Below are 23,169 nucleotides of genomic sequence, written 5' to 3'. Positions count from 1 at the left end.
TCAAGCTTACCTGACAAAGGGCCGCCCGGCAACGGAAAGAACGACTGTTGATTGGCCTACATTTTTGTTGCCAGGTACGATATTGTTGATACTGCAACATCGATCGAGGCAGTTCCCGATGGCCCGAGCTCGCCAGACCATTCGCCAACTGCTCCGCCAACCGGCCCACGTCTACACCCGGTCCGAGCGGAAGGTGGTTCGGACCCTGTTGGCCGACTACCCGGCTTCGGGGCTCGGGACGGTAGCCTCCCTGGCCGAGCGGGCCGGCGTGAGCGACCCCACCGTGCTGCGGCTGGTCCAGAAGCTTGGTTTCCGGCAGTTCGGAGAGTTTCAGCAGGCGGTGCTGGCCGAGGTGAGCGAGCGAATGAGCTCGCCGCTGACACTGCTTGCCTCGCGGCGGAAGGCCCTGGCCCAGGACGACCTCTATGGGGCGTTTCTCGCCTCGGCGGCGCATGGTCTGGCGGGCGCCCGCGACCTGATTGCGGAGCCGGAATGGGACCGGGCGGTCGAACTGGCCGCCGATCGGCGCCAGCGGATTCACTGTCTGGGCGGCCGGTTCAGTCGCTTCCTGGCGGGATATCTCTGGGAGCACCTGCGGTTGCTGCGGCGTGACTGTGCCTGGCTCGACGGCAGCGGCGCCGTGCTGATCGACAGCCTGATCGACATGACCGCCCGCGATGTGATTGTGGTGTTCGACTATCGACGCTATCAGCCGGATGTGATTGCCTTTGCCGAGCAGGCGGTTGGCTCTGGCGCGCAATTGCTGCTCTTTACCGATGGCTCGGGGTCGCCGCTTGCGCGGCTGGCTGATGCGGTCATTGCAGCGCCGGTCGAAACGATCTCGCCGTTCGACTCACTGGTGCCGGCCTTGGCCCAGGTCGAGGCGTTCGTTGCGGCGGTCACGGCCCGTCTGGGTGACAAGGCGCGCGGCCGGTTGAGCCGGCTCGAGGCGCTTCGTGCCGAGATGACCAACCACGTACTCGTTGAGAAAGCGGATTGATCAATGGGCCGTCGCGTCGAGATTGTTCGGGCTGGCAGCATCATTGCTCGCGATATGCCGTATGCCCCGCACCATGTCACGCTGCTCCTCGTCGACATGCAGCGGATCTGGGTGGAACCTGGTCTCGATCCCGACTATCCCGACGCCTCACCCGACGACTATCTCTATCGCGAACTCCGAGAGCGCGTCATCCCGAATCAACGTCGGTTGCTGGCGGCCGCGCGGGCGGGCGGGGCCCAGGTGGTTCACACGGTCATCGAAAGCCTGACCGAGGACGGGCGGGACCGCTCGCTCGATCACAAGCTCTCGCCGATTCATGTGCCCAAGGGTTCCCCGCTGGGGCGGGTGATTCCGGAACTCGAGCCGATCACCAACGAGATCGTGCTGCCCAAGACCTCGTCCGGGGTCTTCAACTCGACCGCGATCGACTACGTGCTCACCAATCTCGAGACACGATTCCTGATCGTCGCCGGAATGGTCACGGATCAGTGCGTCGACATGGCCGTCCGGGATGCCGCCGATCGCGGCTATCTCGTCACCCTGGTGCACGACGCCTGCGCAGCGGCATCGGTGGAGCGCCATGAATCGGCACTGCGCGCGCTCAGCGGCTACTGCTGGACTGCCGATACCGCCACGGTCGTCGGCCGCCTCGCAGGGCTTGTTCAGTGAGGCCGCGACTCGGCCTGAGCCCTAACCATGGGAGACGGGGTACGGATGGGTAACGCGCGGGATATCGATCCGGGCTGGGGCTCGGAACTCGTCAGCTTCGTGACGACCGACTGGGCAGGCATCACGCGCGGCAGGGCGGTGCCATACGCCGACCTCGACCGCTGGCTTGCCAAGGGCTGCGGTTGGGTGCCCGCCAATGCTGCCATCACTGCATTCGATCCGATCGGTGCCGACAATCCCTGGGGCTCGAGTGGCGACCTGCGACTGCTGCCCGATCCGCAGGCCGGCTTCTCGGTGACGGATCTTCCTGGCGCCACGCCGTTGCACGTCTATCAGTGCGACATCGTCGACACGGACGGGGTGCCGTGGGGTTGCTGCCCGCGCAGCTTCCTCCGCGGGGCGATTCGCGACTTGGAGGCGCTTGGTTTCGGGATCGTCGCGGCCTTCGAACATGAGTTCCAGTTGCTGGGCGAGGGCCCGGTGGCGCCCGCATTCTCGCTCCAGGGTCAGCGGATTGCCGATCCGCTGGGCCCGCTGCTCGTTCGCGCGCTCGATGACGCGGGGGCAGAACCGGAAATGTTCTTTCCCGAGTACGGCCGGCGTCAGTTCGAGGTGACCTGTCGTCCTGCGGGCGCGCTGGCGGCGGCAGATCGCGCCGTGGTAGTTCGGGAGGTTACCCGGGAGGTCGCTCGTCTGCTGGGAAGCCGGGCGAGCTTTGCTCCGCGGACCGCAGCCGAGGGCGTCGGGAACGGCGTCCATGTGCACCTCAGTCTGACCGATCTTGCCGGTCAGCCGGTCGGCTTCGATGCCGCGCGCCCGGGGCGAGTCTCGGAAGTGTCCGGTCGCTTCGCGGCGGGGATCGTCCGGCATCTCCCGGCGTTGTGTGCTTTGACCGCGCCGAGCGTGATCTCGTATGCGCGGCTGGTGCCGCACCACTGGAGTGCCGCCTGGACCTGCTTTGGCGATCGCAATCGGGAGGCGACGCTCCGGATCTGTCCCACGACCACCCTCGCCGGCGGCGACCCCGCTCGCCAGCTGCACTACGAGTACCGGGCCCTCGATGGGTCGGCGTGTCCCCACCTCGCGCTCGGTGCCATCATTCGGGCAGGTATCGAAGGGTTGCGGGCCAACCTGCCGGCCCCGCCGCTGGTCGACGTCGACCCCGGCTTCCTGAGCGACGGCGAGCGTCAGGCGCTGGGAGTGCGGCGCTTGCCCGGGTCGCAGCTCGAGGCGCTGGCAGCGCTGGAAACTGATCCTGTGGTGTCGGGGTGGTTCAGCGAGGAGATGCTGGCCGGGTATCGCGCCATGCGGGCCAAGGAGCGCGAGATCGTCGAGCGGCTTTCGTCGGCAGACCTCGCCGCCAAGTACGCATCGGTGTATTGAGCGGTGTCGCGCGGAGGGAGTGATCGGCCGGACCCACCGGTCGTCGAGAGGGTCAACGAGCAGGGACGCTCGCCTGTAGTGCTGCTCTGCGAGCACGCCTCGCGCTTCATCCCGATCCGTTACGGCAACCTCGGCCTCGCGGAGCCCGAGCTGTCTCGGCATATCGCCTGGGACATTGGCGCGGCCGCCTTGGCGCGGGACCTCGCTGCCCGGCTCGATGCGCCGCTCTTTCTGCACGGCTACTCACGGCTTCTGATCGATCCGAACCGACCGCTTGCCGCGCTGGACAGCATTCCAACCAGCAGCGAGAGCACCATCATTCCGGGCAATGCCGGCATCGATCGGCGGGAGCGGCAGCTTCGGGCGGAGCGCTACTTCACGCCCTATCACGACGCCGTCGCGACTCATCTCGACCATCGGCAGGCGAGCGGACGGCCCACGGTCGTCGTCGGCGTCCACACCTTTACCCCGGTGTTTCGAGGCGTCCGGCGCCCCTGGCATGCTGGCGTGCTGTTCGGCGCGGCTTCCCGCTACGGTCGTGCGCTCGTCGCCGCGCTGGGGGCGCCGGGACTCATCATTGGCGCCAACCAACCCTATTCGATCCACCCCGATGGCGACTACACGGTGCCCGTGCATGGCGATGGCCGAAGGCTGCCCGCAGTGCTGTTCGAAGTCCGGAACGACCTGCTCGATAGCGCAGCCGACGTCGGGGCGTGGGCTGACCGTCTCGCCGCCGTGCTCGAGGCAACGATCCATTACGCCACGGAGGCCACCGTCGATGGCGGATGATAGCACGCTGCAGGACCTGGGATATCAGGAGGAGCTGCACCGGGGACTCTCGACCTGGGACCTGGTGGTCTACGGCCTGGTGTTCATCATGCCGATTGCTCCGATGGGTATCTACGGATACGTGGCAACCGAGTCGCATGGCTTGCCGGTGCTCACCTATTTGATCTGCGCTGTCGGAATTTTCTTTACCGCACTGGCCTACAGCGAAATGGCCAAGGCGGTGCCGACGGCAGGTTCCGTCTATGGTTACGCCTCGCGAGCATTCGGCAGTCGGTTCGGCTTCCTCGCGGGCTGGATGATCCTGATCGACTATCTGCTGATTCCGAGCCTCTGCTACGTTTTTGCCTCGATTGCCCTGGCTGGCATGATTCCAGCCGTGCCGCTCTGGGGCTGGCTGGTTCTCTTTGCGCTGGCCAACACGGGTATCAACTACCGTGGAGTCGTGGTGAGCGCACGGTTCAACCGGGTCGTCCTGGCGCTTCAGATCGTGACGCTGGCCGTCTTCCTCGGTTTCGGCATCCTCGCTGTCAGCACCGGAAGCGCCGGGGAAGGGTGGACCATCAAACCAGTCTTCGACGCCACCAATCTCGACTTTCGGGCCCTGATGACCGCTGCAAGTATTGCCGTGCTCAGCTTTCTCGGGTTCGACGCAATCTCGACGCTTGCCGAGGAAGCACGCGGCGGGGGGCGCAGTGCCGGCCGAGCCACCCTCACGGTGCTGTTTCTGGTGGCCGGATTCTTCATGCTCCTGACCTTCGTTGCGGGAAATCTGCAGCCCGACTGGCAGGCGCTCGCGGCCGATCCGGACAATGGCTTCTACAACGTTGCGGCCATTGCGGGCGGCAAGTGGCTCTATACCCTCTGTGCTGGCATGACGGCGTTCTCCTGGGGCATCACTGCAGCACAGGCTTCCCAGAGCGCCGTTTCGCGGATTCTCTTCAGCATGGCACGCGATCGCCTCCTGCCAGCGCCGCTGGCGCAGGTGCATCCCAGGTTCCGGACGCCGTATGTTGCCCTGCTGGCGGTGGCGGTCATTTCACTCGTCGTCGGCCTGATCTATCAGCGCGACCCGAGCGGGATAACGTACATTGTCAACTTCGGTGCGCTGACCGGGTTTCTCTGTCTTCACGCGAGCGTGGTGGCCCACTATATGATCCGTCACCGCAGCCGGAACTACCTGGTCCATCTGATCTGTCCCCTCCTTGGCGCGATCGTGATCGGCTATGTCTGGTGGGGCCTCGATTCGCAGGCCAAGCTGCTGGGCCTGGGATGGGTTGCCGTTGGCGGGGTGGTCCTTGCAGTGAATTCGGCCCGCGGCATCAGGACCAGGCTCGATGTCTGATCAGAGCCGCGACATCTGGCTGTCCCGCGACCGGGCCGCCATCGGCGAACCCGGTAAGCTGCGTTTTCATCCCATGGTTGCGCTGCGCGGCGAAGGTCCCTATCTGATCGAACCAAGCGGTCGTCGGATCCTCGACTTCTCGGCCGGCTGGGGCGCGGCGTCCTTGGGATATGCCCATCATGCCGTGGTCGATGCCGTCAGTCACAGTGTCCGCACCACGGCAGGGGTAGGCTCGCTCTCGCTCGTCAGTCCGCCAGCCGTGCTGCTCGCCGAGGCGCTGCTCGACAGCATTGCCGACGGGGTTGATCGTCGCGTCTGGTTCGGACACTCGGGCACTGACGCGTGTGACATGGCGCTGCGGTTGGCAACCCGTGCATCGAGAAAGGGTGTCATCAGCTTCAAAGGATCCTATCACGGCGGCTTCGGCGGAGGGATGGACATCTCCGGACACGCTGCGCTTGCCGGGGCGGGCAGCCATGCCAGTCTGACCCAACTCGACTACCCCCGCGATGCCGCCGCCGCCGCTGCGGTGCTCGATAGTCTGGATCAGGTGCTGGCTGCCGGGACGTTCGCGGCCCTCTTTGTCGAGCCGATTCTGTCGGATGGCGGCCTGATCGTTCCGCCGGAAGGATTTCTGGCTGGAGTTGCCGAGCGGTGCAGTAAGCACGGCACGCTGCTGGTTGCCGACGAGGTCAAGGTCGGGATGGGGCGCACCGGTAAGAAGTATGCGCACCAATGGGATGGCATCGTTCCGGACCTGCTCGTGCTGGGCAAGGGGCTCGGCGGTGGGCTCCCGATCTCGGCCGTGATCGGGCCGGCCGACTTGATGGATACGATGCCCTCCGGGGCGATGCTGACCACGCTGGGCAATCCGGTCGCAGCATCCGCCGCGCTGGCCGTCGTAACGGCCATCCGGTCCGACGAAGTTGCCCGGCATGTCGAGCGCGTCGGCGGGGTTCTGCGCCAGCGCCTCGACGAGATGGCGGCGCGGTGTCCGCTCGTTCGTGAGGTGCGGGGGCGTGGTATGATCCTGGGCGTCGAGCTCGGTGCCTCAGAGAGGCACTCTTCTGCCGATCATGCCCGGCTGATCTGCTATCGTGCCTGGGAGCTTGGCCTCTTGTTCTACTATGTCGGGGCAGAGAGCAAGGTGCTCGAGCTGACCCCACCGCTGGTGCTGTCCGAGGGCGAAGCGGAGCGCGGCGTGTCGCTCCTCGAACAGGCGATTGCCGATGTGGCTGCCGGTCGGGTCGACGCGGCCGCTGCGGCGGCATGGAGCGGCTGGTAAGCCCCGGTTATCGTGGCCCGCTGGGCGGGATAAGTATCCGCCTCTCCTTCTCCGCGAAGAGTGCTCATGACGGTCACACCAAGTCGTCGGCAGGTGATTCAACTCGCGGCCGCGAGCTCCCTGGGCTACGCAGCCGGGGGGTATCGTCCGCTGTTTGCGCAGACCCCGGACCTGCTGATCCAGGGCGGGCGAGTCGTCAACGCCGATGGGGTACGCCAGGTCGACGTTCGGATCCGAGGTGAGAAGATCGCGGAGGTTGGTCCGGGGCTCCGCTCGACGGGTGCCACGCGCGTCGTCGACGCCCGGGGCAAGCTCGTCATGCCGGGTGGGGTCGATCCGCATACGCATATCGACGGGTCGTTTGCCGACGACCTGGAAAGCGGCTCCCGCGCCGCCCTCGCCGGCGGCATTACCAGTGTGGGCACCTTTGCCTTTGCGCGCTCGGGCGAAACCGTGCTGGACGCGATTGGTCGGATGCAAGCGCAGGCCGTGACGCAGACTATCGCAGACCTCTTCCTCCACGGCATTGCCTGGCCGCCGACCGCCGAGTTCAGGTCGGGGCTCGACGGGATGGCAGCGGCGGGGCATCCCAGCTCGAAACTCTTCATGCCGATGCCGGATTTCCATGCGCAGCTGAGCGACGTGATCGGCATGCTGGAAGCAGCCAGCGCGGCGGGCGTCGTCTGCATGGCGCATTGCGAAGATCCGGCGTTGCTGGCCGCCGCGGTGCGGAGGCTGACCGCTGCAGGAAGGACCTCGTTGGCGCATTACGCCGAGAGCCGTCCGGAAATCGCGGAGGTGGCCGCAACGGAGCTGGCGGTGGCGCTCTGCGAAAGTACCGGAGCGCCGATTTACGTGGTGCACCTCTCCTCGGCCCGGGCACTTGCCGTCTGCCATGCAGCCCGCCGCCGAGGACTGCCGTTCTATGTCGAGACGCGTCCGCTCTATCTCCACTACACCGCAGACAAGCTGGCGGGACCGGATGGCCCACTCTTCGTCGGGCAGCCGCCGCTCCGGGCCCGGGAGGATTCTGACGCGCTGTGGGCCGGACTTGCCGACGGCACGATCGACGTCCTGGCGACCGATCACGCCCCGTGGACGCGGGCACAGAAGCTCGATCCGGCGCTCTCGATCAGCAACCTGCGACCGGGCATGAGCGACCTCCAGGCCATGCTGCCGATTTACTACTCGGAGGGCGTTCGCAAACGGGGCTTGTCGCTCGAACGATTCGTCGCGACGACCTCGACCAATCCCGCCCGGATATTCGGGCTGTATCCGCAGAAGGGCGTCATTCGCGAGGGCTCCGATGCGGACCTGGCTATCTGGGATCCCGAGGCGCGCTGGACCGTCCGCGCAGCCGACGACCACTCCCGTGCGGACTACTCGGTATACGAAGGCTGGGAGGTTACCGGCAGGCCGGTCATGACGATCCGCCGTGGAGAGGTGGTGGCCGAGGCTGGGCGCGTCGGTGCTGTACCAGGCAGCGGTCGGGTGATCACGCGTCCTCGGTGGCGCAGGAGCTGATAAGGCTATGGCAGCTGGTACCAGACGCCCCGTCCGCGGCCATGACGGAGGAGGCGCGCCTGTTCGACCAGTGTTCGCAAGTGCGATTTGATCGTATCGCGCTTTCCTCCGGTGAGGGTGATGATCTCGCCCATCGTAGCGCGACGTCGCGCCTCGAGCACATCCACGATCTGCAGCGACATCGTCGGTAGCGAGTCGAGCCGTTGTTCCTGCTCGAGCCTTTGACCGAGCCGCCGAGTTTGCTCCGCGAGCGCCTTAAGAAAGAAGTGGAGCCACGGCTGCCAGTCCGGGGTGTCGCTCCATGCGGCGCGCTGAGTGCGCCGCACCACCAGATTGTAGGCGTCTTTGTGATGCTCGACTACGCGTTCCAATGAGCTGTACGGCACATAGCTGTACCCCGCCTGGAGCAGGAGCAACGCCGCCAGAACGCGGCTGACCCTGCCGTTGCCATCCTGAAAGGGATGGATGGCCAGAAACATGCCCAGCCAGAGTCCGATGCGCAGGGGCGGATGCAGCTGTCCGCCTCCCTGGGCATCGGTCAGCCACGCCGTTAGCTCCGTCATGCGCCGAGGGATCTCGAACGGCGGGGCGGTCTCGAACGGGACGTCCAGCCGCTGGCCCTCCGTGTCGAAAGCCGCGATACCGTTCGGCACGGTCCTGTACCGCCCCCGATACCGGGCATCCTGGTCGCTGTGCCGGAGCAGGTCGCGATGCAGCTGCCTGATGTGGTTCTCGGTCAGCGGCATGGCGCTCCAAGAGGAGAACACGAGCTCCAGTACGGCCGCATACCCGGCCACCTCCCGCTGATCGCGGGAGGCAAAAGAGGTCGCTTGGCGGTTGGAGAGAAGGGCTTCGACCTCTCGGTCAGTCAGCGTGGCACCCTCGAGCCGGGTCGACGAAGCGATGCTCTCGATCGTTGCGATGCGCTTGAGCGCAGAGAGCCGCTCGGGAGTCAGCCGTCCCATCACATTCCATGCGCCCTTGAACTCCTCGATCTCGGCGACGAGCCGGATGATTTCAGGGCCAACCTGGACCGATTGCGGTGCGATCATACCCAATGATACGGCAGTTCAACCTATTTGTAACCATTTACAACCAATTCAAACCATTCTACACGACAATATGAATGGATATCAATCCTGAGCGGGTGAATCTTGAAGGATGGACGTGACGGTTGACGGTGGGGGGGTGGTCCTGTTCACACGTCCTGCCGGGCCGGGCTCCGCCGGATCCGGCGGGCTAAGACTGGGGTGAGGCCTCGGACATGATCCGCCCGGCCAGCTCCTTGACGAGCTTGGCGGCGACGACTGCCGTCATACCTCCAAGGTCCTCGCGCGGGTTGTACTCGACGACGTCGGCCCCTACCATCGTGCCCCCGAGCTCGTGAATCAGGGTGATGACCTCGCGAACCGAGAGTCCACCCGGCTCCCGATGTGAGACGCCGGGCGCTGCACCGGGGTCGATACCATCGAGGTCGATCGACCAGTACACCGCACCCTCCGGCCGGGGCCGGACCCCCTCGACCCACCGGTCCATCGTGATGACTTCCACCCCGAATCGCTCGGCCTGCTGCCGCAGGTGCCCCGTCTGGGTTCGGATCCCGATCTGAATCAACCGGCTCGCCAGGCCGGCTTCCATGATCCGGGCGAACGGGCAGGCGTGCGAATACCGGTCGCCCTCGAAATCCTCGTAGAGGTCAGTGTGGGCGTCGATATGCACGATGGTCAGGCCCGGATGGTGCGCGGCTACTGCGCGTACCGCAGGGTAGGTCACGGCATGGTCGCCGCCCAGAGCAATCGGTCGGTTGCCCGCCTCCAGGACGGAGCGGACTCCCGCTTCGATCAGGGCGCGGGCCCGTTCGTCGGGCGGCAGGACGAGGTCACCGGCGTCGGTGAGACCGGTCGGCGCGCTCAGGTCGTGATTCGTCTCGGTCCAGCTGTTGCCGGCGGGGCTGTTGAGTGCGGCGCGGATCAGGGGCGGCGCCTCGGCGGGGCCGCGCAGGAAGGAGGAACTCGCGTCGTAAGGAAGGCCGATCAGGCAGGGGCGCATGGTGTCACCCTTCCAGCAGTCCGTGCGGCGCTGGAGCTCGTGCCCCAGCGCTCGTGCCGGCCGTTCAGACGTTGAAGCGGAACAGAATCACGTCGCCGTCCTGCACGACGTACTCTTTGCCTTCGGAGCGCACCAGGCCCTGTTCGCGCGCGGCCTTCCAGCCGCTGACCCGGACGAAGTCGTCGTAGGCAACCGTTTCCGCGCGGATGAAGCCCTTTTCGAAATCCGTGTGGATGACCGCCGCTGCCTGCGGAGCCTTGTCACCGACCCGAATCGTCCAGGCGCGAACTTCCTTCTCGCCGGCGGTGAAGTAGCTCCGCAGGCCGAGCAGGCTGTAGGCGGCCCGGGCAAGCCGATCGAGACCGGATTCGGTGAGGCCCAGTGCATCGAGGAAGTCCTTTCGGTCCTCCACCGGCAACTCGGCCAACTCCGCCTCGACCTTGGCCGAGAAGAGTATCAGGCCGGCGTCTTCTCCTGACGCCTCGATGGCGTCGGCCAAAGCCCGGGTGTGGGCATTGCCGCTGTCGAGTTCGGTTTCGCTGACATTGGCTGCGTAGAGCACCGGCTTGGACGTCAGTAAGTTGAACTGCCGATAGGTCGGCAACTCTTCGGCCGTGGGGACGACTGCCCGGGCAGGCTTGCCTTCCGAGAGGACGGCCTTGAGCTGCTCCAGCAGGCGCGCCTCGAGCTTGGCCTGCGGATCACCGGATTTGGCGAGACGCACCGTCTTGTCGAGACGCTTCTCAACCGCCGCCAGGTCGGCCAGACCGAGTTCGATGTTGATGATGTCGCGGTCACGGGCCGGGTCGACCGAACCCATCACGTGCTGGATGTCATCGTCTTCGAAACAGCGCACCACCTGCACCACCGCATCGACTTCGCGGATGTTGGCCAGGAACTGGTTGCCCAGTCCTTCGCCCTGGCTGGCGCCTTTGACGAGGCCGGCAATATCGAGGAACTCGACCGTGGCCGGCAGGATGCGCTGCGGATTGACGAAGGCGGCAATGGCCTGGAGCCGAGCGTCCGGGACTTCGACGACCCCGGTGTTGGGCTCGATGGTCGCGAACGGGTAGTTCGCGACCAGGGCCTTGGCAGAGGTCAGAGCGTTGAAGAGCGTGGACTTCCCGACATTGGGAAGTCCCACGATACCGAGTCGGAGCATGGCGCTACCTGCGGATCGAGCTTATGAGTGCAGCTTGGCCAGCCACGGGGCCAGCACCAGCGCGACCACGCAGGTCACCTTGATCAGAATGCTGATCGCGGGGCCGGACGTGTCTTTGTACGGATCGCCGACGGTGTCGCCGACCACGGCAGCCTTGTGCGGCTCGGAGCGCTTGCCGCCATGATTGCCTTTCTCGATGTACTTCTTGGCATTGTCCCAGGCGCCACCGGCGTTGGCCATCATCAGGGCGAGCAGGGCGCCGCACACGGTCACGCCAGCGAGCAGGCCGCCCAGCGATTCGACCCCGAAGACGACCCCCACCAGGAACGGCGTGAAGACGGCCAGGAGCCCGGGCAACAGCATCTCGCGGAGTGCTGCCTTGGTGGCGATATCGACGCACTGAGTGCTGTCGGCTTCCGCCGTGCCAGCGAGGATACCGGGAATCTCGCGGAACTGGCGCCGGACCTCGTGCACGACTTTCTGGGCCGCGCGTCCGACGGCCGTCATGGTCAGTGAGGCCACGAGATACGCCAGCGTCGCGCCGAGGAAGACGCCAATGATGACTTTGGGATCGACCAGGTTGAGGGTGATCGGCTCGGCATTCGGGGCGACCGCGGCGGTGTACGCCGTGAAGAGCGCCAGCGCGGTGAGTACCGCCGAACCGATGGCAAAGCCTTTTCCGATGGCTGCTGTGGTGTTGCCCAGCGCGTCGAGTTCGTCCGTTACGGCGCGAACCTCGGGCCCCATGTGACTCATCTCGGCGATGCCGCCGGCGTTGTCCGCAATCGGGCCGTAGGCATCGACCGTCATCGTCACGCCGACCGTGCCCAGCATGCTGACGGCGGCCAGCGCGATGCCGTAGAACCCGGTCGACTGATAGGCAATCCAGGTGGTGACGCAGATGATCAGAATCGGGATGGCGACCGACTGCTTACCAACCGCGAGGCCGGCGATGATGTTGGTGCCGGGGCCCGAAAGCGATGCCTCGGCAATATCCCGGACCGGCTTGCCTGCAGTGTAGTATTCGGTGATCAGCCCGATTAGAACGCCGGCGAGCGTGCCCGTGACCACGGCGGTGAACGGATTCATCGGTCCGGTCGACTCGATCGGAAGCGCCTGGCAGAGGAAGTACGCCACGGCGAGGAATGCGCCGGCCGCGATGAAGGACACCAGCCGGAGTGCCACAGCCGGGCTGCCCTTCGACAGCGCCCGGATCGCGGCCATCCCGAGCACCGACGCCCCAAAGCCGGCGACGGCGAGCAGCAGAGGCAGCGCCAGCGCGTTGACGCGCGACGCCTGTACGATGGCCGGGCCGACGGCAGCCAGCGCAATCGCGGCGACCACGGCATCGACATAGCTCTCGAAAATGTCCGCCCCCATACCGGCCACGTCGCCGACGTTGTCGCCGACGTTGTCGGCGATGGTGGCGGGATTCCGCGGATCGTCCTCGGGAATCCCGGCCTCGACTTTACCGACGAGGTCGGCGCCGACGTCGGCGGCCTTGGTGTAAATGCCGCCGCCGACCCTCGCAAAGAGGGCAATCGACGAGGCGCCCATGGCAAATCCGGCGGTCACTTCACTGAAGAGCCAGAGCTGATAGGGACTCAACGACGCTTGATCGTTGAAGTTGATCATCACATTGGCAATCAGACCCAGCCCGAGGAGGCCGAGCGCCGCGACCGCGAGCCCCATTACGGAGCCGCCGCCGAAGGCGATGATCAGCGCCTGCTGGCGTCCGGAAACCCGGGCGGCCTCGGCTGTCCGCACGTTGGTCTTGGTGGCGGCCTTCATGCCGAGGTAGCCCGCGACGACCGAAGAGATGCCGCCGAAGACGAAAGCCGCAGCGATCTTCCAGCCGACGGTGGCGCTGAGCGCCGCGGCAACCAGGATGATGACCGGCAGGAGGACGATGTACTGACGGCGGAGGAACGCCATGGCGCCGCGTTCGATCAACGAGCCGATCGCTACCGTCCGGGCTTCACCGGGGGGAGCCTGCGTGATGCGCCAGTAGACGAACAGCGCCATGAGAAGACCGGCCGCGCCGATATATGGGGCGTATTGGACCAAGGAAAGCATGCAGAGACTCTCGTTGCGGGCGTCGGCCGCGGCCGGCCGGCGCTCGGTACAGGGTTAGTGACGTACTGTTCAGGGCTCAGCGCTACCGGTGCTCCGGTTGTGCCTGGTCATTGCCAGTTCGATGCCATCGGCTATCCAGCACTCTACGGCGTCAGCCATCGGGTCGAGCAGGCTCCGCAGGACGTCCGCTTCGTCGCGGGTGAATCCATCGAGAACGTAGTCCGCGAGGTCGTCATAACCAGGCGGAACAGGACCAACCCCAATGCGGAGTCGGGCGTACTCCTGGCTTCGCAGGGCCCCTTCGATGCTCTTGAGCCCGTTGTGCCCGCCAGCGGACCCCTTGGCGCGCAACCGGAACCGACCGATCGGCAGCGCAGTTTCGTCGACCACGATCAGGAGGTCGCGGGCATGATCGAACTCGGGGGAACCTTTGAGTTCGGCCAGCGCCGCGCCACTCCGGTTCATGTAGGTCTGCGGCTTGAGCAACTGTACCGCGACCCCATCGACTGTGCCCCGGGTGCTGCGGGCCGGGCCGTCGCGGCGGAAGGAGGGAAACCCCCAGCGCGCCGCGAGATGATCTACCAGAATGAACCCGGCGTTGTGCCGGGTGCCTTCGTACTCCGCGCCGGGATTGCCCAGCCCGACGATGGTACGCAGGGGTCAGCCCTTTGCGTTGGCCTCGTCCTCGGCGGGCTTCGGCTTCCGGATCAGTTCCGGCTCGGCGCCGCCCTCCGCTCCCTCGGTCGTGGCCTCGGTCTTCGGAGCCACCACGGTGCAGAGGGTCACACCACCGTCGGTCAGAAACTCGCCCTTGGCAAGCGTGAGGTCGCTGACGTGAATCGACTGACCCAGGCCGAGCGGGCTCACATCGACTTCGATATGGTCCGGGATGTCGCCGGGGAGCACGCGAATCTGCAACTGGTGCAGCACAGCCTCGAAGACGCCACCGGCGTTCTTCACTCCGTCGGCCGTTCCGACGAACTTGATCGGCACGTCCACCGCGATTTCCTCGTCGGCATGAACCTCGTAGAGGTCGACATGGAGGATGTCGATCGGGCGAAGCGGATTCCGCTGTACTTCGCGGATCAGCGCTTTGACCGGCTGACGATCGTCGACTGAGACGTCGAGCAGCGTGGTGGCCCGGGTCTTGGCCAGCAGGCGCTCGAGCGCCACGGCGTCGAGCGTCAGGGACTCCGGGGCCCGGCCCCGACCATAGACAACCGCGGGAACCTTGCCGTCGCGCCGGAGCGCCCGGGCGGCGCCTTTGCCGTTCTGGTTCCGAACCGATGCGCTGAGAACTGCCGTCTTTGACATGATACCGTTTCCTCTACCGAATCAATCGAACAGCGAACTTACCGACTGATCGCTGTGGGTGTACCCGATCGCCTTTGCGAGAAGGCCAGCGATCGACAGAACTTTGAGCTTCTCGAAGCGCTTCGAATCGGGCAGCGCAATCGAATTGGTAACCGCAATCTCTGTCACCGGCGCCTGGGAGAGCCGCTCGACCGCAGGCCCGCTCAGCAAGGCGTGGGTGGCGCAGACGTAGATATCCTCCGCGCCCAGACGCTTGAGCGCCATGACGGCCTCCGTCATGGTACCACCAGTGTCAATCATGTCATCGGGGAGCAGGCAGTCCTTGCCCGCCACATCGCCGACGACATTGACGACCTCGGCCACGTTGGCCGCAGTTCGCCGCTTGTCGATGATGGCAAAGCTGGCGTTGAGCTTCTTGGCAAAACTGCGCGCCATCTTGGCGCCACCCGCATCCGAGGCCACCACCACCAGGTCCCGGAGGGTCTTCTGCCGGTAATGATTGACGAAGACCGGCGCCGCATAGAGATGGTCGACCGGCAGGTCGAAAAACCCCTGCATCTGGTGCTGGTGGAAATCGATCGAGAGCACCCGATCGGCGCCGGCCGTCGACACCATGTTGGCCATCAGCTTGGCGCTGATCGCGACCCGCGGCTGATCCTTGCGGTCCTGGCGGGCGTAGCCGAAGTATGGAATCACCGCCGTGATCCGCGCGGCGCTGGCTCGGCGCGCTGCGTCCATCAGGAGGAGGAGTTCGAGCAGGTTGTCGCCCGGCGGGTTGGTGGGCTGGATGATATAGACATCCCGGCCCCGCACGTTCTCGTCGATCTTGACGAAGATCTCACCGTCAGCGAACCGGCGGATCGTCGCCTTACAGAGCGCCTGGTCGAGCTCCTTCGCGACTTCTTCCGAGAGGGGCCGATTGGCTGTGCCCGAGAGCAGCAGCATCGGGCTCAAAACCTGGGACTGATTCGGAAGGGCCATAGCCCCTAAATATAGCTCTGAATTGGGTTTGGCGGCAAGCAAGCCGGCCAGGACGCAGGTCAGGGGATCCTGGTCGAAAGCGGTTCAGCGCGGAGCTGGCCCGAGTGACCCTGGGGATTCGGAGTTGGCCCTGGTGGATTCGAACCACCATTCTCAGAGTCAAAGTCTGATGTCCTGCCATTGGACGAAGGGCCAAAGCGTTTATTTACAGCTAGTTACGACTCGGCGCTCTGTTGCCTGGCGAGGTCGGCGCTGCAGTCCCGGCCGCCGCGCCGATTGCGCGGGTTCCAATATATAAGCCCGGTACCTGGTGCGAAGCCTGGTCTCGGCGAGGAGGCTCGGAAGCCTTTCCGGCCCGTGGCTGGCACATCGAAAGGGGGCTCAGCCGCTGGTGCGGGTGGCGATGACGGCTCCGTGTTTCTTGCCCATCATCATCCGGGCGTCATCGCGGTCGCGATCGGTCCGGTAGACGGCAAAGAGCGTCGAGCCAGAGCCGGTCATCCGGCAGAGCGTCGGATTGGTGCGGGCCAGCGCGTCGAAGGCGTCACGGATCCGAGGCTCGCGGCCGAAGACGACCGACTCGAAATCGTTACCGGCCATTCGGGCTACATCACTCCAGCGGCTGACGCTGTCGAGGTCGAGGGCCAGCGCCCCGCGAGACCCCACATTGCCGCGGGCCGCGTCGACCCACTGGTATGCATCCGGGGTCCGAATCGGAATCGGCGGCATGATCAGCAGCACCGGCGCCGCCGGAAGGCTCGGCAGGCGCAGCAAGCGATCGCCGTGGCCCCAGCCGAGTGCCAGCGACGCGCCGGACAGGAGGAACGGGACGTCGGCCCCCAGCCGGCTGGCGAAATGAAACAGCTCGGACCTCGGGACCGCGTTACCCGCCAGCTGATTGACCAGCTCGAGCGCCGCGGCAGCGTTGGCCGAACCGCCGCCCAGTCCGGCGCCGGCGGGAATCCGCTTGGCGAGCGTCAGGTGAACCCCGAACCGCGCACCGGTGGCCGTCAGAACCCGTTCGGCCGCAAGGTAGGCAAGATTGCGTTCCGGCGGACCGAGGTCGACGCCTTGGGTGTCGAGGGTGATGCGCCCGGGCTCATCACGTTGTTCGACGACGAGTTCGTCGGCCAAGTCGAGGCGGCAGAACAGGGTTTCGATGCCATGGTATCCCGAGGTCTCGCGACCGAGGACCCGCAGCAGCAGGTTGAGCTTGGCGTGGGCGGGGCTACGAAGCGTGGTCACGGTTCTGCGGGGCTGATGGGGTCGGGCCGGTGCCGATCGGTGCGGTCCCGAGCCGGGTCGGCGTACGGGCTGCCGACCAGAGGCCCAGCAGCGTGATCGGAACGAAGGTCGTAAAGTGGTAGGTCACGGCATAGGCAACTGCCGTCGTGGCTGAGACCCCGAGCACGACGAGCACGGACTTGATGGCGGCCTCGAAGACCCCAAAGTATCCGGGGGTCGACGGTACCGCGATCAGCACGACGAGCACGCTCTGCATCAGGATGGCCCCGCCCAGTCCCACCTCGATTCCGAACGCCTTGAAGCCGAGGTAGAACGAGAATGCATTGTTGAGCCAGTGCAGGATCGACCAGAACGCCGTCACAACCACCCGCGATGGCGATCGGAAGACGCTGAGCCCCGCCGTGATTCCGTCGATGAAGCCGCAAAGCCAATCGGCCAGGCGCGGCGACGGCACCACGCTCCGGATGATGCGCTGCATCAGCGCCGGAAAGAAGAGGGCAATCAGGCACGCCGCCAACAGGAGCGCAGGCGCCACGGCCAGCTGACGGGCAATCCGGTGAATCGCAAAGCCGCCGATCTCCGCGTCGGCGGGGATTCCGGCGGTCAGGAGTCCAAGGAAGAGCAGGGCCAGAACCGTGAGCGCATCGAAGAGCCGCTCGGCAACGAGAGATGAGAGTGCCGTCGGTACGCTGACGCGTTCGAGGCGGTGGATCGCTGCGGCGCGCAAGAACTCGCCGGCACGAAAGGGAATCAGGTTGTTGGCCATGAAGCCGATGGCAATACTGTGCCAGAGCGACCGGGCGGGCAGGATCCGATCCTCCTCGCCGCGGAGCAGGATCTGCCAGCGGGGAATCCGGAGCACGAATCCAAAAGTGGCCACGACGACGGCGGCGAGCAGGTACCCCCAGTGCGCAGCAAGGGCGCTTTGCCAGACCTCGGCAAACACGACGTCGCGGAGCACCCAGGCGAGCAGCCCGACCGTGATGGCCGCGCCGACGACGAGGCCGATGACTTTATTCCGCAAGGGCCAAGGGAACCAGGTCGATGAGTTCGCTCACCAGCGGTTCGATCTCGCTGAAGGGCCGCTCGGCCTTGAGCGCACCGCTCAGCTCGAGGCGAACGATATCGGCGCGTTCGAGGGCTCGGCGGCCTTGGAAGAGCAGGGTCCCGATGTCGACGACATCGGCGTCGTCGTCGGGGCTCGTGATGGCAGCCGCCGGCGGGGTGATTCCGAGGTTGCCGGCAGCGGGAGCGGCGCCGACCAGACGGTGGTAGGTGGAAAAGCTCTGCTCGAACGCGCCCGGCACGGCGGGGTCGGGCAGGTCAGGCGCAAGGGCCTGGATCGGCACCACGTCGCCCGGATCGGGCGTCGCCAGGTCTGGCGATGTCTGCGGAGCCGGGTCCGGAGCGAGCGATTCGATCGGCACCACATCGGATTCATCGGCCGCGGGGGGGGCTGTGGCTTCGCTGCCGAGCTGCCTCACCATGGTGACGACTGGTTCGAGCTCGTCGCCCAGGAAGATGGCATTGCGTGCGCTTGCTGCGCTCCCGATTGCGGTTGCCGCTTCGCGAAGAGAGGAGGCGAAGGCCAGTGGGTCGCGCGCGGCCCGACCCTGGCCGATGGCGGCGGCGATGCTGCCCAGCAAGGGTGCCAGGTGGGGCCGCTGCCGGGGGGCCGCGGCGGTCAGCGGGCGCAGTTGCACCACCAGGCCATAGAGATACAGCGTGCGACCGGTTATCGATGCGGGCTGCGTCAGTTGGTCGCCCGCCTGGCGGAGGCGGTCGGCCAAACTGACCAGTTCGAGCATCGAATCGCTGCTGTCGTCGGCCGATGGTGCGTTGCCATGGGCCAGGATCGGATTGGCGTCGTCGTCCCGGAACAGGGTCGCGATGTCCACCACGTCGTCGTCCCGCCCGAAGGACTCCAGCAGGCTGGCGGCGCCGAGCAGCACGTCCGGGGTCTCGCTGCCCGTCGCCGAGCCCGCGGCAACGCCCCGTGCCAGCTGCGCCACGGCGGTGGCCGCATGGCGCAGTGCCCGGGCGCCGCCCGGTGGTGCCGAGGCGTCACGGAGGTTCCGGATGGTGAGTTCGACCGCGTCGAGAAACTCCGGCAGGGGCGAGAGCGAGGGCAGCGTGGCGAGCCCCCGGAGTGGCTGCAGGCGCGCCAGTACGGCGTCGGTAGCACCGGCCAGCCGGCCCTGGTCGAGTGCGGCCGCCGCGTCCTCCAGCGTTGCCGCGATATGCGCACCTTCCCGGCCAATGAAGGCACGGACGCTGGGCTGCAGCTCTTCGCCTTGCCCTGCGGCCCGCCGCGGTGCGGCGGGCGTGCCGTCCGGATCGGTCTCGAGTCCCGCCGCGAGCGAATCGGCAAGCGCGGCGGCGGCATCGGAGTCGGCATCGGTCCAATCGACGCCTCTGGAGGCGAGCCGACGAAGCTCGTCGACCGCATCGGCCAGCGAGGCCGCACGGTCCGGCGTCCACGACCCCGGCGCACTCCGGTGCGCCTTGGCCAGGAGTTCGAGGGCACCGGCGGCGCGGGCGTATGGTGCGAGTCCCGCCATCAGCGCCGCCCCGCGCAGTGCCCGGGTCAAACGGACGAGTTCGCCGGGGTCGGGCGGCACCGGCCGTCCGACCACGAGGGCAAGTCGCTCGAGGTAGTCCGACGCCTCGAGGACGAAGAATTGCAGTCGGCCGGAGGGCACGCTCATGGGTGAAGAGTACGGACGGAGCGGCGGTTGGGTCAACGCGACCCGCGGGCATCGCGGATCAATCGCCCCATTTCGGTCACTGCTTCCGTCATCCCGGTCATCACGGCGCGGCTCACCACGCTGTGGCCGATGTTGAGCTCTTCGATGACTTCGATGGCGGCAACCGGCTGCACGTTGAGATAGGTCAGTCCATGCCCCGCGTGCACAGCAAGGCCGAGTGTGGCGGCAAAATCGGCGGCGTCGGCGAGCTGGCTCAGGGCGTCGGGCCCTTCGCGCCAGCTGTGCGCGTAACGCCCAGTGTGGAGCTCGATGGCGGGGACGCCGAGATCGCGGGAGCGCCGGATAGCGTCGTGGTCGGGGTCGATAAAGAGGCTGACCCGGCTGCCGGCAGCTCCCAGCGTCTCGATGACCTGGGCAAGGCGGGTCGTGTCGCGGGACAGGTCGAGGCCGCCTTCCGTGGTCACTTCCTCGCGTCGTTCGGGCACGAGCGTCACCTGGTAGGGGGCCAGGCGTTCGGTCAGGGCCACCACATCCGGGGCCAGCGCGAGCTCGAGGTTGAGCACCGTCGTGACGGTGGTGGCCAGGCGCTCGACGTCGTCGTCCTGGATATGGCGACGATCTTCGCGAAGGTGGGCCGTAATGCCGTGCGCACCTGCCGCTTCTGCCAACGCTGCGGCGCGAACCGGGTCGGGTTCATCGGTCCGCCGCGCCTGTCGGACGGTGGCCACATGATCGATGTTGATGTAGAGTCGCATATGCCGCATTTGCAGAGCGCCTCCGGGTCGGTTTACTTTCGCGCACGAAGGCCACCCGAGAGGACCCTCATGCGTACTTGGTTGCTAATCAGTACCGTCGCGACGCTGGCGTGCACGACCAAGGCGATCCAGCCTGCTCAGGTTTCGACGTCCGGTGCGCCTGCCGTCGTGGCCAGCGCATTCATGCAGGCGGTGGCCGACAGCAATCTGACCCAGATGGGCTTGCTGTGGGGCACCGACCGCGGCCCGGCGGCAACGACGAACCGCCCTCCAGACTGGCTCCAGCGACTTTCGGTCGTTCATGCGTACCTCAAGGGCGGAACCTCCAAAGTGGTCGGCGAGAATCCCGGAGCCGGCGGGGCGGGCCGCCGACAGCTGGTGGTCGAGCTGACCCGAGCAGGCTGCGTCAAGAACGTTCCGTTCACCATGGTCCAGACCCGCGATGGTTCCTGGCTCGTCTCGGCCGTCGACCTCGCGGCCGCCGGGGTCCCGGGCCGACCCTGCGGGCCTTCCAGCACCAGTCCTACTCGGTAAGCTCGAGCAGGATGCCGGTCGCGGCTTTGGGGTGCACGAAAGCAATCCGCTTTCCGGCTGCCCCGATTCGCGGAGTCTCGTCGATCAGTCGGTAGCCGTGGGCTCGGCAGCGTTCGAGCGCGGCGTCCAAATCGTCCACTCGGTAGCAGATGTGATGGATACCGGGCCCGCGTTTCGCGAGAAACTTGGCAATCGGGCCATCGGGCGCGAGTGGCTCGAGCAGTTCGACCTCCGACTCCCCGAATGGCAGCGACACGATGGTTGCGCCGTCACGGACTTCCGGGTTGCCGTGGGGGACGAGGCCCAGCACATCGCGGTAAAACGCCAGGCTGGCTTCGATCTGTTCGACGGCAATTCCCACGTGGGCAATCCGGGAGTTGGGCACAGCAGGCTCTCCAAGCATATTTAGACCGTAGTAGCGGCAAAATTAACAGGTTTCCGAACAAGAGGTTTCGATGAGCGACACGATCACCCACGTCACCGACGACACGTTTGCTGCCAGTGTCGAGCAGGCCCAGGGGCTGGTACTGGTGGATTTCTGGGCGGAGTGGTGCGGTCCCTGCCGGGCCATTGCGCCGATCCTCGAGGATCTGGCCAAGAACAATGCGGGCAAGGTGAAGATCACCAAACTGGACGTCGACGCCAACCAGCGCACCTCGATGCGCTGGAACGTCCGGTCGATCCCGACGCTGCTGTTTTTCAAGGACGGAAAGCACGTCGATACGGTCGTCGGCCTGGTGCCGAAGACGACATTGCAGGAGCGGATCAACAAACACACGGCCAGCGCCGCCTGAGGCGTCGGCCCCGCCCGGCGGGTTTTGTCGAGTCGTCGCGGTAGCGTCGCGGCGACTCGACGTTTTCATTTCGGTATGGCTGGAGTCCTCTACGTTGTTGCGACGCCAATCGGCAACCTGGGCGACCTTTCGCCGCGCGCCGCTGACATTCTGCGGCGGGTTGCCCTCGTCGCGGCGGAGGATACCCGGGAGACCCGAAAGTTGGTCGATCATGCCGGGTCCACAGCCCGACTGATCAGTTGCCATGCGCATTCTGATCCGGCCAGGCTAGCGGAGATTCTGGCGGCGCTCGAATCCGGCCAGGATGTCGCACTGACCACGGACGCGGGAACGCCTGGCGTGAGTGATCCCGGTCCGGCCCTGGTGGCACGTGCTCGAGAAGCCGGCATTCTCGTGATTCCGATTCCCGGTCCCTCGGCGGTGGCGACCGCGCTGATGGTGTCTGGTTTTCCGGCGGATCGGTACTTCTTCGCTGGTTTCGCGCCGAGAAAGGGTCCGGAGCGCGCAGCCTGGCTCGAACGCATCAAAATCGAGACGGCAACCGTAGTGTGTTTTGAGGCCCCCGGTCGCTCGGCCGCTTTGCTTGCCGATCTGGCAGAGGCGGCCGGGGCGGATCGACGTGCGCTCCTCGGCCGCGAAATGACCAAACGGTTCGAGGAGTATCGCGCGGGAACGCTGGGCGAGTTGGCAGAAGGACTCGCCAGTGGGGGGGAACTCCGCGGTGAGGTGACGTTGGTGATAGAGGGTGTGCCGTTCGTCCCTCCGGTGCCGGAACTCGATCAGGCCGCGCGAGTCGCCACTGCGCTGGTTGCTGCCGGGCTCGAGCGGAGCCGGGTGGCAAAGGCGGTGGCCCAGGCATTCGGATTGCGGCGAAACGAGAGTTATCGCCTGGTGGCGGAGGATCGGTGAAACGCTGGATCGTGTTGGCCCTGCTGCTCGGGCCGATGGGCCTCGCGGCTCAGGAACGAATGACCATCGGTCGTCTGCACTACGATGGGGGCGGCGACTGGTACGCCAATCCGTCGAGCCTTCCCAATCTGCTCAAGGCGATTGCTCAGCGGACCCCGCTCCGGGTGGCGGAACGGGAGCGCGTGGTCCGCTTGAGCGATGACGAGTTGTGGCAGGTGCCGTACCTCCACATGACCGGGCACGGCAACGTCAAATGGAGTGATGCGGACCTGGCGACTCTCCGGCGTTACCTCGAGCAGGGCGGCTTTTTGCACATCGACGACAACTATGGTATGGATGAGTCGATCCGCCGTGAACTGGTGCGGCTCTATCCGGATCGTCCCATGGTTGAAGTGCCCTGGGACCATCCGGTCTACCGCGTGGTCTATCCGTTTCCCAAGGGGCTTCCCAAAATCCACGAGCACGACGGCAAGCCGGCGCAGGGGTTTGGAATCTTTCTCGACGGGCGACTGGTGATCTACTACAGCTACGAGTCGGATCTGGGCGACGGCTGGGAGGATATCGAAGTGCACAACAACACGCCGGAACTCCATGAGCAGGCGCTTCGGATGGGTGTCAATCTGTTCGTGTACGCGGTAGGAAGCCGCTGA

The 23,169-nt window shown here is 66.0% G+C and carries 23 protein-coding genes and 1 tRNA gene; 11 read left to right on the top strand and 13 right to left on the bottom strand.

The window, feature by feature from the left end; all coding sequences use genetic code 11:
• The first annotated feature begins 118 nt into the window (after nucleotides 1-118).
• The 7 genes from KF785_15425 (at nucleotide 119) to KF785_15395 (ending at nucleotide 7,992) form a co-directional block, all read left to right on the top strand.
• A complete protein-coding gene (locus KF785_15425; GenBank protein ID MBX3148153.1) occupies nucleotides 119-1,000 on the top strand; it encodes a MurR/RpiR family transcriptional regulator in 882 nt (293 codons plus the stop codon).
• Between the two features lie 3 nt (nucleotides 1,001-1,003).
• On the top strand, nucleotides 1,004-1,669 hold the full coding sequence (locus KF785_15420) for a cysteine hydrolase (GenBank protein ID MBX3148152.1): 666 nt from the start codon (nucleotides 1,004-1,006) through the stop codon (nucleotides 1,667-1,669).
• Between the two features lie 27 nt (nucleotides 1,670-1,696).
• Complete coding sequence (locus KF785_15415) at nucleotides 1,697-3,052, top strand: glutamine synthetase (GenBank protein MBX3148151.1); 1,356 nt, start codon at nucleotides 1,697-1,699, stop codon at nucleotides 3,050-3,052.
• A gap of 78 nt (nucleotides 3,053-3,130) precedes the next feature.
• A complete protein-coding gene (locus tag KF785_15410) occupies nucleotides 3,131-3,841 on the top strand; it encodes an N-formylglutamate amidohydrolase (GenBank protein MBX3148150.1) in 711 nt (236 codons plus the stop codon).
• Entirely contained in the window at nucleotides 3,831-5,183 is a 1,353-nt protein-coding gene (locus KF785_15405) for an APC family permease (protein ID MBX3148149.1), read from the top strand. The genes KF785_15410 and KF785_15405 overlap by 11 nt, the downstream gene beginning before the upstream one ends.
• Nucleotides 5,176-6,468: an aminotransferase class III-fold pyridoxal phosphate-dependent enzyme gene (locus KF785_15400; GenBank protein MBX3148148.1), complete on the top strand. Its 1,293-nt coding sequence runs from the start codon at nucleotides 5,176-5,178 to the stop codon at nucleotides 6,466-6,468. Before KF785_15405 ends, KF785_15400 begins: the two co-directional genes overlap by 8 nt.
• Nucleotides 6,469-6,534: 66 nt before the next feature.
• A complete protein-coding gene (locus tag KF785_15395) occupies nucleotides 6,535-7,992 on the top strand; it encodes an amidohydrolase family protein (protein ID MBX3148147.1) in 1,458 nt (485 codons plus the stop codon).
• A gap of 5 nt (nucleotides 7,993-7,997) precedes the next feature.
• On the opposite strand, the gene KF785_15390 is transcribed toward KF785_15395, so the two are convergent.
• The 12 genes from KF785_15390 to KF785_15335 form a co-directional block, all read right to left on the bottom strand.
• On the bottom strand, nucleotides 7,998-9,044 hold the full coding sequence (locus KF785_15390; GenBank protein ID MBX3148146.1) for a Fic family protein: 1,047 nt from the start codon (nucleotides 9,042-9,044) through the stop codon (nucleotides 7,998-8,000).
• 187 nt (nucleotides 9,045-9,231) lie between these two features.
• The gene (gene speB, locus KF785_15385; protein ID MBX3148145.1) at nucleotides 9,232-10,041 is read right to left on the bottom strand and encodes an agmatinase; all 810 of its coding nucleotides are present in this window, start codon (nucleotides 10,039-10,041) and stop codon (nucleotides 9,232-9,234) included.
• 64 nt (nucleotides 10,042-10,105) lie between these two features.
• On the bottom strand, nucleotides 10,106-11,203 hold the full coding sequence (gene ychF, locus KF785_15380) for a redox-regulated ATPase YchF (protein ID MBX3148144.1): 1,098 nt from the start codon (nucleotides 11,201-11,203) through the stop codon (nucleotides 10,106-10,108).
• Nucleotides 11,204-11,224: 21 nt separating this feature from the next.
• A complete protein-coding gene (locus tag KF785_15375) occupies nucleotides 11,225-13,279 on the bottom strand; it encodes a sodium-translocating pyrophosphatase (protein ID MBX3148143.1) in 2,055 nt (684 codons plus the stop codon).
• A 69-nt stretch (nucleotides 13,280-13,348) separates the two neighbouring features.
• Nucleotides 13,349-13,936: an aminoacyl-tRNA hydrolase gene (gene pth / locus KF785_15370; GenBank protein ID MBX3148142.1), complete on the bottom strand. Its 588-nt coding sequence runs from the start codon at nucleotides 13,934-13,936 to the stop codon at nucleotides 13,349-13,351.
• A gap of 3 nt (nucleotides 13,937-13,939) precedes the next feature.
• Entirely contained in the window at nucleotides 13,940-14,593 is a 654-nt protein-coding gene (locus tag KF785_15365; GenBank protein MBX3148141.1) for a 50S ribosomal protein L25, read from the bottom strand.
• A 21-nt stretch (nucleotides 14,594-14,614) separates the two neighbouring features.
• On the bottom strand, nucleotides 14,615-15,574 hold the full coding sequence (locus KF785_15360) for a ribose-phosphate pyrophosphokinase (protein MBX3148140.1): 960 nt from the start codon (nucleotides 15,572-15,574) through the stop codon (nucleotides 14,615-14,617).
• Nucleotides 15,575-15,698: 124 nt separating this feature from the next.
• Nucleotides 15,699-15,769, bottom strand: a tRNA-Gln gene (locus KF785_15355).
• Between the two features lie 186 nt (nucleotides 15,770-15,955).
• Nucleotides 15,956-16,819: a 4-(cytidine 5'-diphospho)-2-C-methyl-D-erythritol kinase gene (gene ispE / locus KF785_15350; GenBank protein MBX3148139.1), complete on the bottom strand. Its 864-nt coding sequence runs from the start codon at nucleotides 16,817-16,819 to the stop codon at nucleotides 15,956-15,958.
• Nucleotides 16,803-17,843 (bottom strand): flippase-like domain-containing protein, encoded by a 1,041-nt coding sequence (locus tag KF785_15345; GenBank protein MBX3148138.1) that lies wholly within the window; start codon nucleotides 17,841-17,843, stop codon nucleotides 16,803-16,805. Before KF785_15345 ends, ispE begins: the two co-directional genes overlap by 17 nt.
• Nucleotides 17,833-19,527, bottom strand: coding sequence for an Hpt domain-containing protein (locus KF785_15340; protein ID MBX3148137.1), 1,695 nt, complete (start codon nucleotides 19,525-19,527; stop codon nucleotides 17,833-17,835). Before KF785_15340 ends, KF785_15345 begins: the two co-directional genes overlap by 11 nt.
• A gap of 32 nt (nucleotides 19,528-19,559) precedes the next feature.
• Complete coding sequence (locus tag KF785_15335; protein MBX3148136.1) at nucleotides 19,560-20,297, bottom strand: pyridoxine 5'-phosphate synthase; 738 nt, start codon at nucleotides 20,295-20,297, stop codon at nucleotides 19,560-19,562.
• A 54-nt stretch (nucleotides 20,298-20,351) separates the two neighbouring features.
• Here KF785_15335 and KF785_15330 point away from each other — a divergent pair, with 54 nt between their 5' ends.
• Nucleotides 20,352-20,816: a hypothetical protein gene (locus KF785_15330; protein ID MBX3148135.1), complete on the top strand. Its 465-nt coding sequence runs from the start codon at nucleotides 20,352-20,354 to the stop codon at nucleotides 20,814-20,816.
• On the opposite strand, the gene mce is transcribed toward KF785_15330, so the two are convergent.
• Nucleotides 20,806-21,219, bottom strand: coding sequence for a methylmalonyl-CoA epimerase (mce, locus tag KF785_15325; protein ID MBX3148134.1), 414 nt, complete (start codon nucleotides 21,217-21,219; stop codon nucleotides 20,806-20,808). The genes KF785_15330 and mce overlap by 11 nt on opposite strands.
• Before the next feature lie 52 nt (nucleotides 21,220-21,271).
• On the opposite strand from mce, the gene trxA reads away from it, so the two are divergent.
• The 3 genes from trxA (at nucleotide 21,272) to KF785_15310 (ending at nucleotide 23,169) form a co-directional block, all read left to right on the top strand.
• Nucleotides 21,272-21,610 (top strand): thioredoxin, encoded by a 339-nt coding sequence (gene trxA / locus KF785_15320; GenBank protein MBX3148133.1) that lies wholly within the window; start codon nucleotides 21,272-21,274, stop codon nucleotides 21,608-21,610.
• Nucleotides 21,611-21,685: 75 nt separating this feature from the next.
• Nucleotides 21,686-22,519: a 16S rRNA (cytidine(1402)-2'-O)-methyltransferase gene (rsmI, locus tag KF785_15315; GenBank protein ID MBX3148132.1), complete on the top strand. Its 834-nt coding sequence runs from the start codon at nucleotides 21,686-21,688 to the stop codon at nucleotides 22,517-22,519.
• A gap of 35 nt (nucleotides 22,520-22,554) precedes the next feature.
• Nucleotides 22,555-23,169, top strand: a complete 615-nt coding sequence (locus KF785_15310; protein ID MBX3148131.1) for a DUF4159 domain-containing protein — start codon at nucleotides 22,555-22,557, stop codon at nucleotides 23,167-23,169.

The sequence above is a fragment of the Gemmatimonadales bacterium genome, assembly GCA_019637315.1.
Lineage (GTDB): Bacteria > Gemmatimonadota > Gemmatimonadetes > Gemmatimonadales > GWC2-71-9 > SHZU01.
Note: the sequence above shows the minus strand (reverse complement) of the source record. Positions and strands in the feature narration are given on the sequence as shown.

Bases quoted from the DNA above. Each gene is read 5' to 3' on its own strand.
- KF785_15425 (MBX3148153.1), top strand. From the start codon at position 119: ATGGCCCGAGCTCGCCAGACCATTCGCCAACTGCTCCGCCAACCGGCC.
- KF785_15420 (MBX3148152.1), top strand. From the start codon at position 1,004: ATGGGCCGTCGCGTCGAGATTGTTCGGGCTGGCAGCATCATTGCTCGC.
- KF785_15415 (MBX3148151.1), top strand. From the start codon at position 1,697: ATGGGAGACGGGGTACGGATGGGTAACGCGCGGGATATCGATCCGGGC.
- KF785_15405 (MBX3148149.1), top strand. From the start codon at position 3,831: ATGGCGGATGATAGCACGCTGCAGGACCTGGGATATCAGGAGGAGCTG.
- KF785_15400 (MBX3148148.1), top strand. From the start codon at position 5,176: ATGTCTGATCAGAGCCGCGACATCTGGCTGTCCCGCGACCGGGCCGCC.
- KF785_15395 (MBX3148147.1), top strand. From the start codon at position 6,535: ATGACGGTCACACCAAGTCGTCGGCAGGTGATTCAACTCGCGGCCGCG.
- KF785_15390 (MBX3148146.1), bottom strand. From the start codon at position 9,044: ATGATCGCACCGCAATCGGTCCAGGTTGGCCCTGAAATCATCCGGCTC.
- speB (MBX3148145.1), bottom strand. From the start codon at position 10,041: ATGCGCCCCTGCCTGATCGGCCTTCCTTACGACGCGAGTTCCTCCTTC.
- ychF (MBX3148144.1), bottom strand. From the start codon at position 11,203: ATGCTCCGACTCGGTATCGTGGGACTTCCCAATGTCGGGAAGTCCACG.
- KF785_15375 (MBX3148143.1), bottom strand. From the start codon at position 13,279: ATGCTTTCCTTGGTCCAATACGCCCCATATATCGGCGCGGCCGGTCTT.
- KF785_15365 (MBX3148141.1), bottom strand. From the start codon at position 14,593: ATGTCAAAGACGGCAGTTCTCAGCGCATCGGTTCGGAACCAGAACGGC.
- KF785_15360 (MBX3148140.1), bottom strand. From the start codon at position 15,574: ATGGCCCTTCCGAATCAGTCCCAGGTTTTGAGCCCGATGCTGCTGCTC.
- KF785_15340 (MBX3148137.1), bottom strand. From the start codon at position 19,527: ATGAGCGTGCCCTCCGGCCGACTGCAATTCTTCGTCCTCGAGGCGTCG.
- KF785_15330 (MBX3148135.1), top strand. From the start codon at position 20,352: ATGCGTACTTGGTTGCTAATCAGTACCGTCGCGACGCTGGCGTGCACG.
- mce (MBX3148134.1), bottom strand. From the start codon at position 21,219: ATGCTTGGAGAGCCTGCTGTGCCCAACTCCCGGATTGCCCACGTGGGA.
- trxA (MBX3148133.1), top strand. From the start codon at position 21,272: ATGAGCGACACGATCACCCACGTCACCGACGACACGTTTGCTGCCAGT.
- rsmI (MBX3148132.1), top strand. From the start codon at position 21,686: ATGGCTGGAGTCCTCTACGTTGTTGCGACGCCAATCGGCAACCTGGGC.
- KF785_15310 (MBX3148131.1), top strand. From the start codon at position 22,555: ATGGGCCTCGCGGCTCAGGAACGAATGACCATCGGTCGTCTGCACTAC.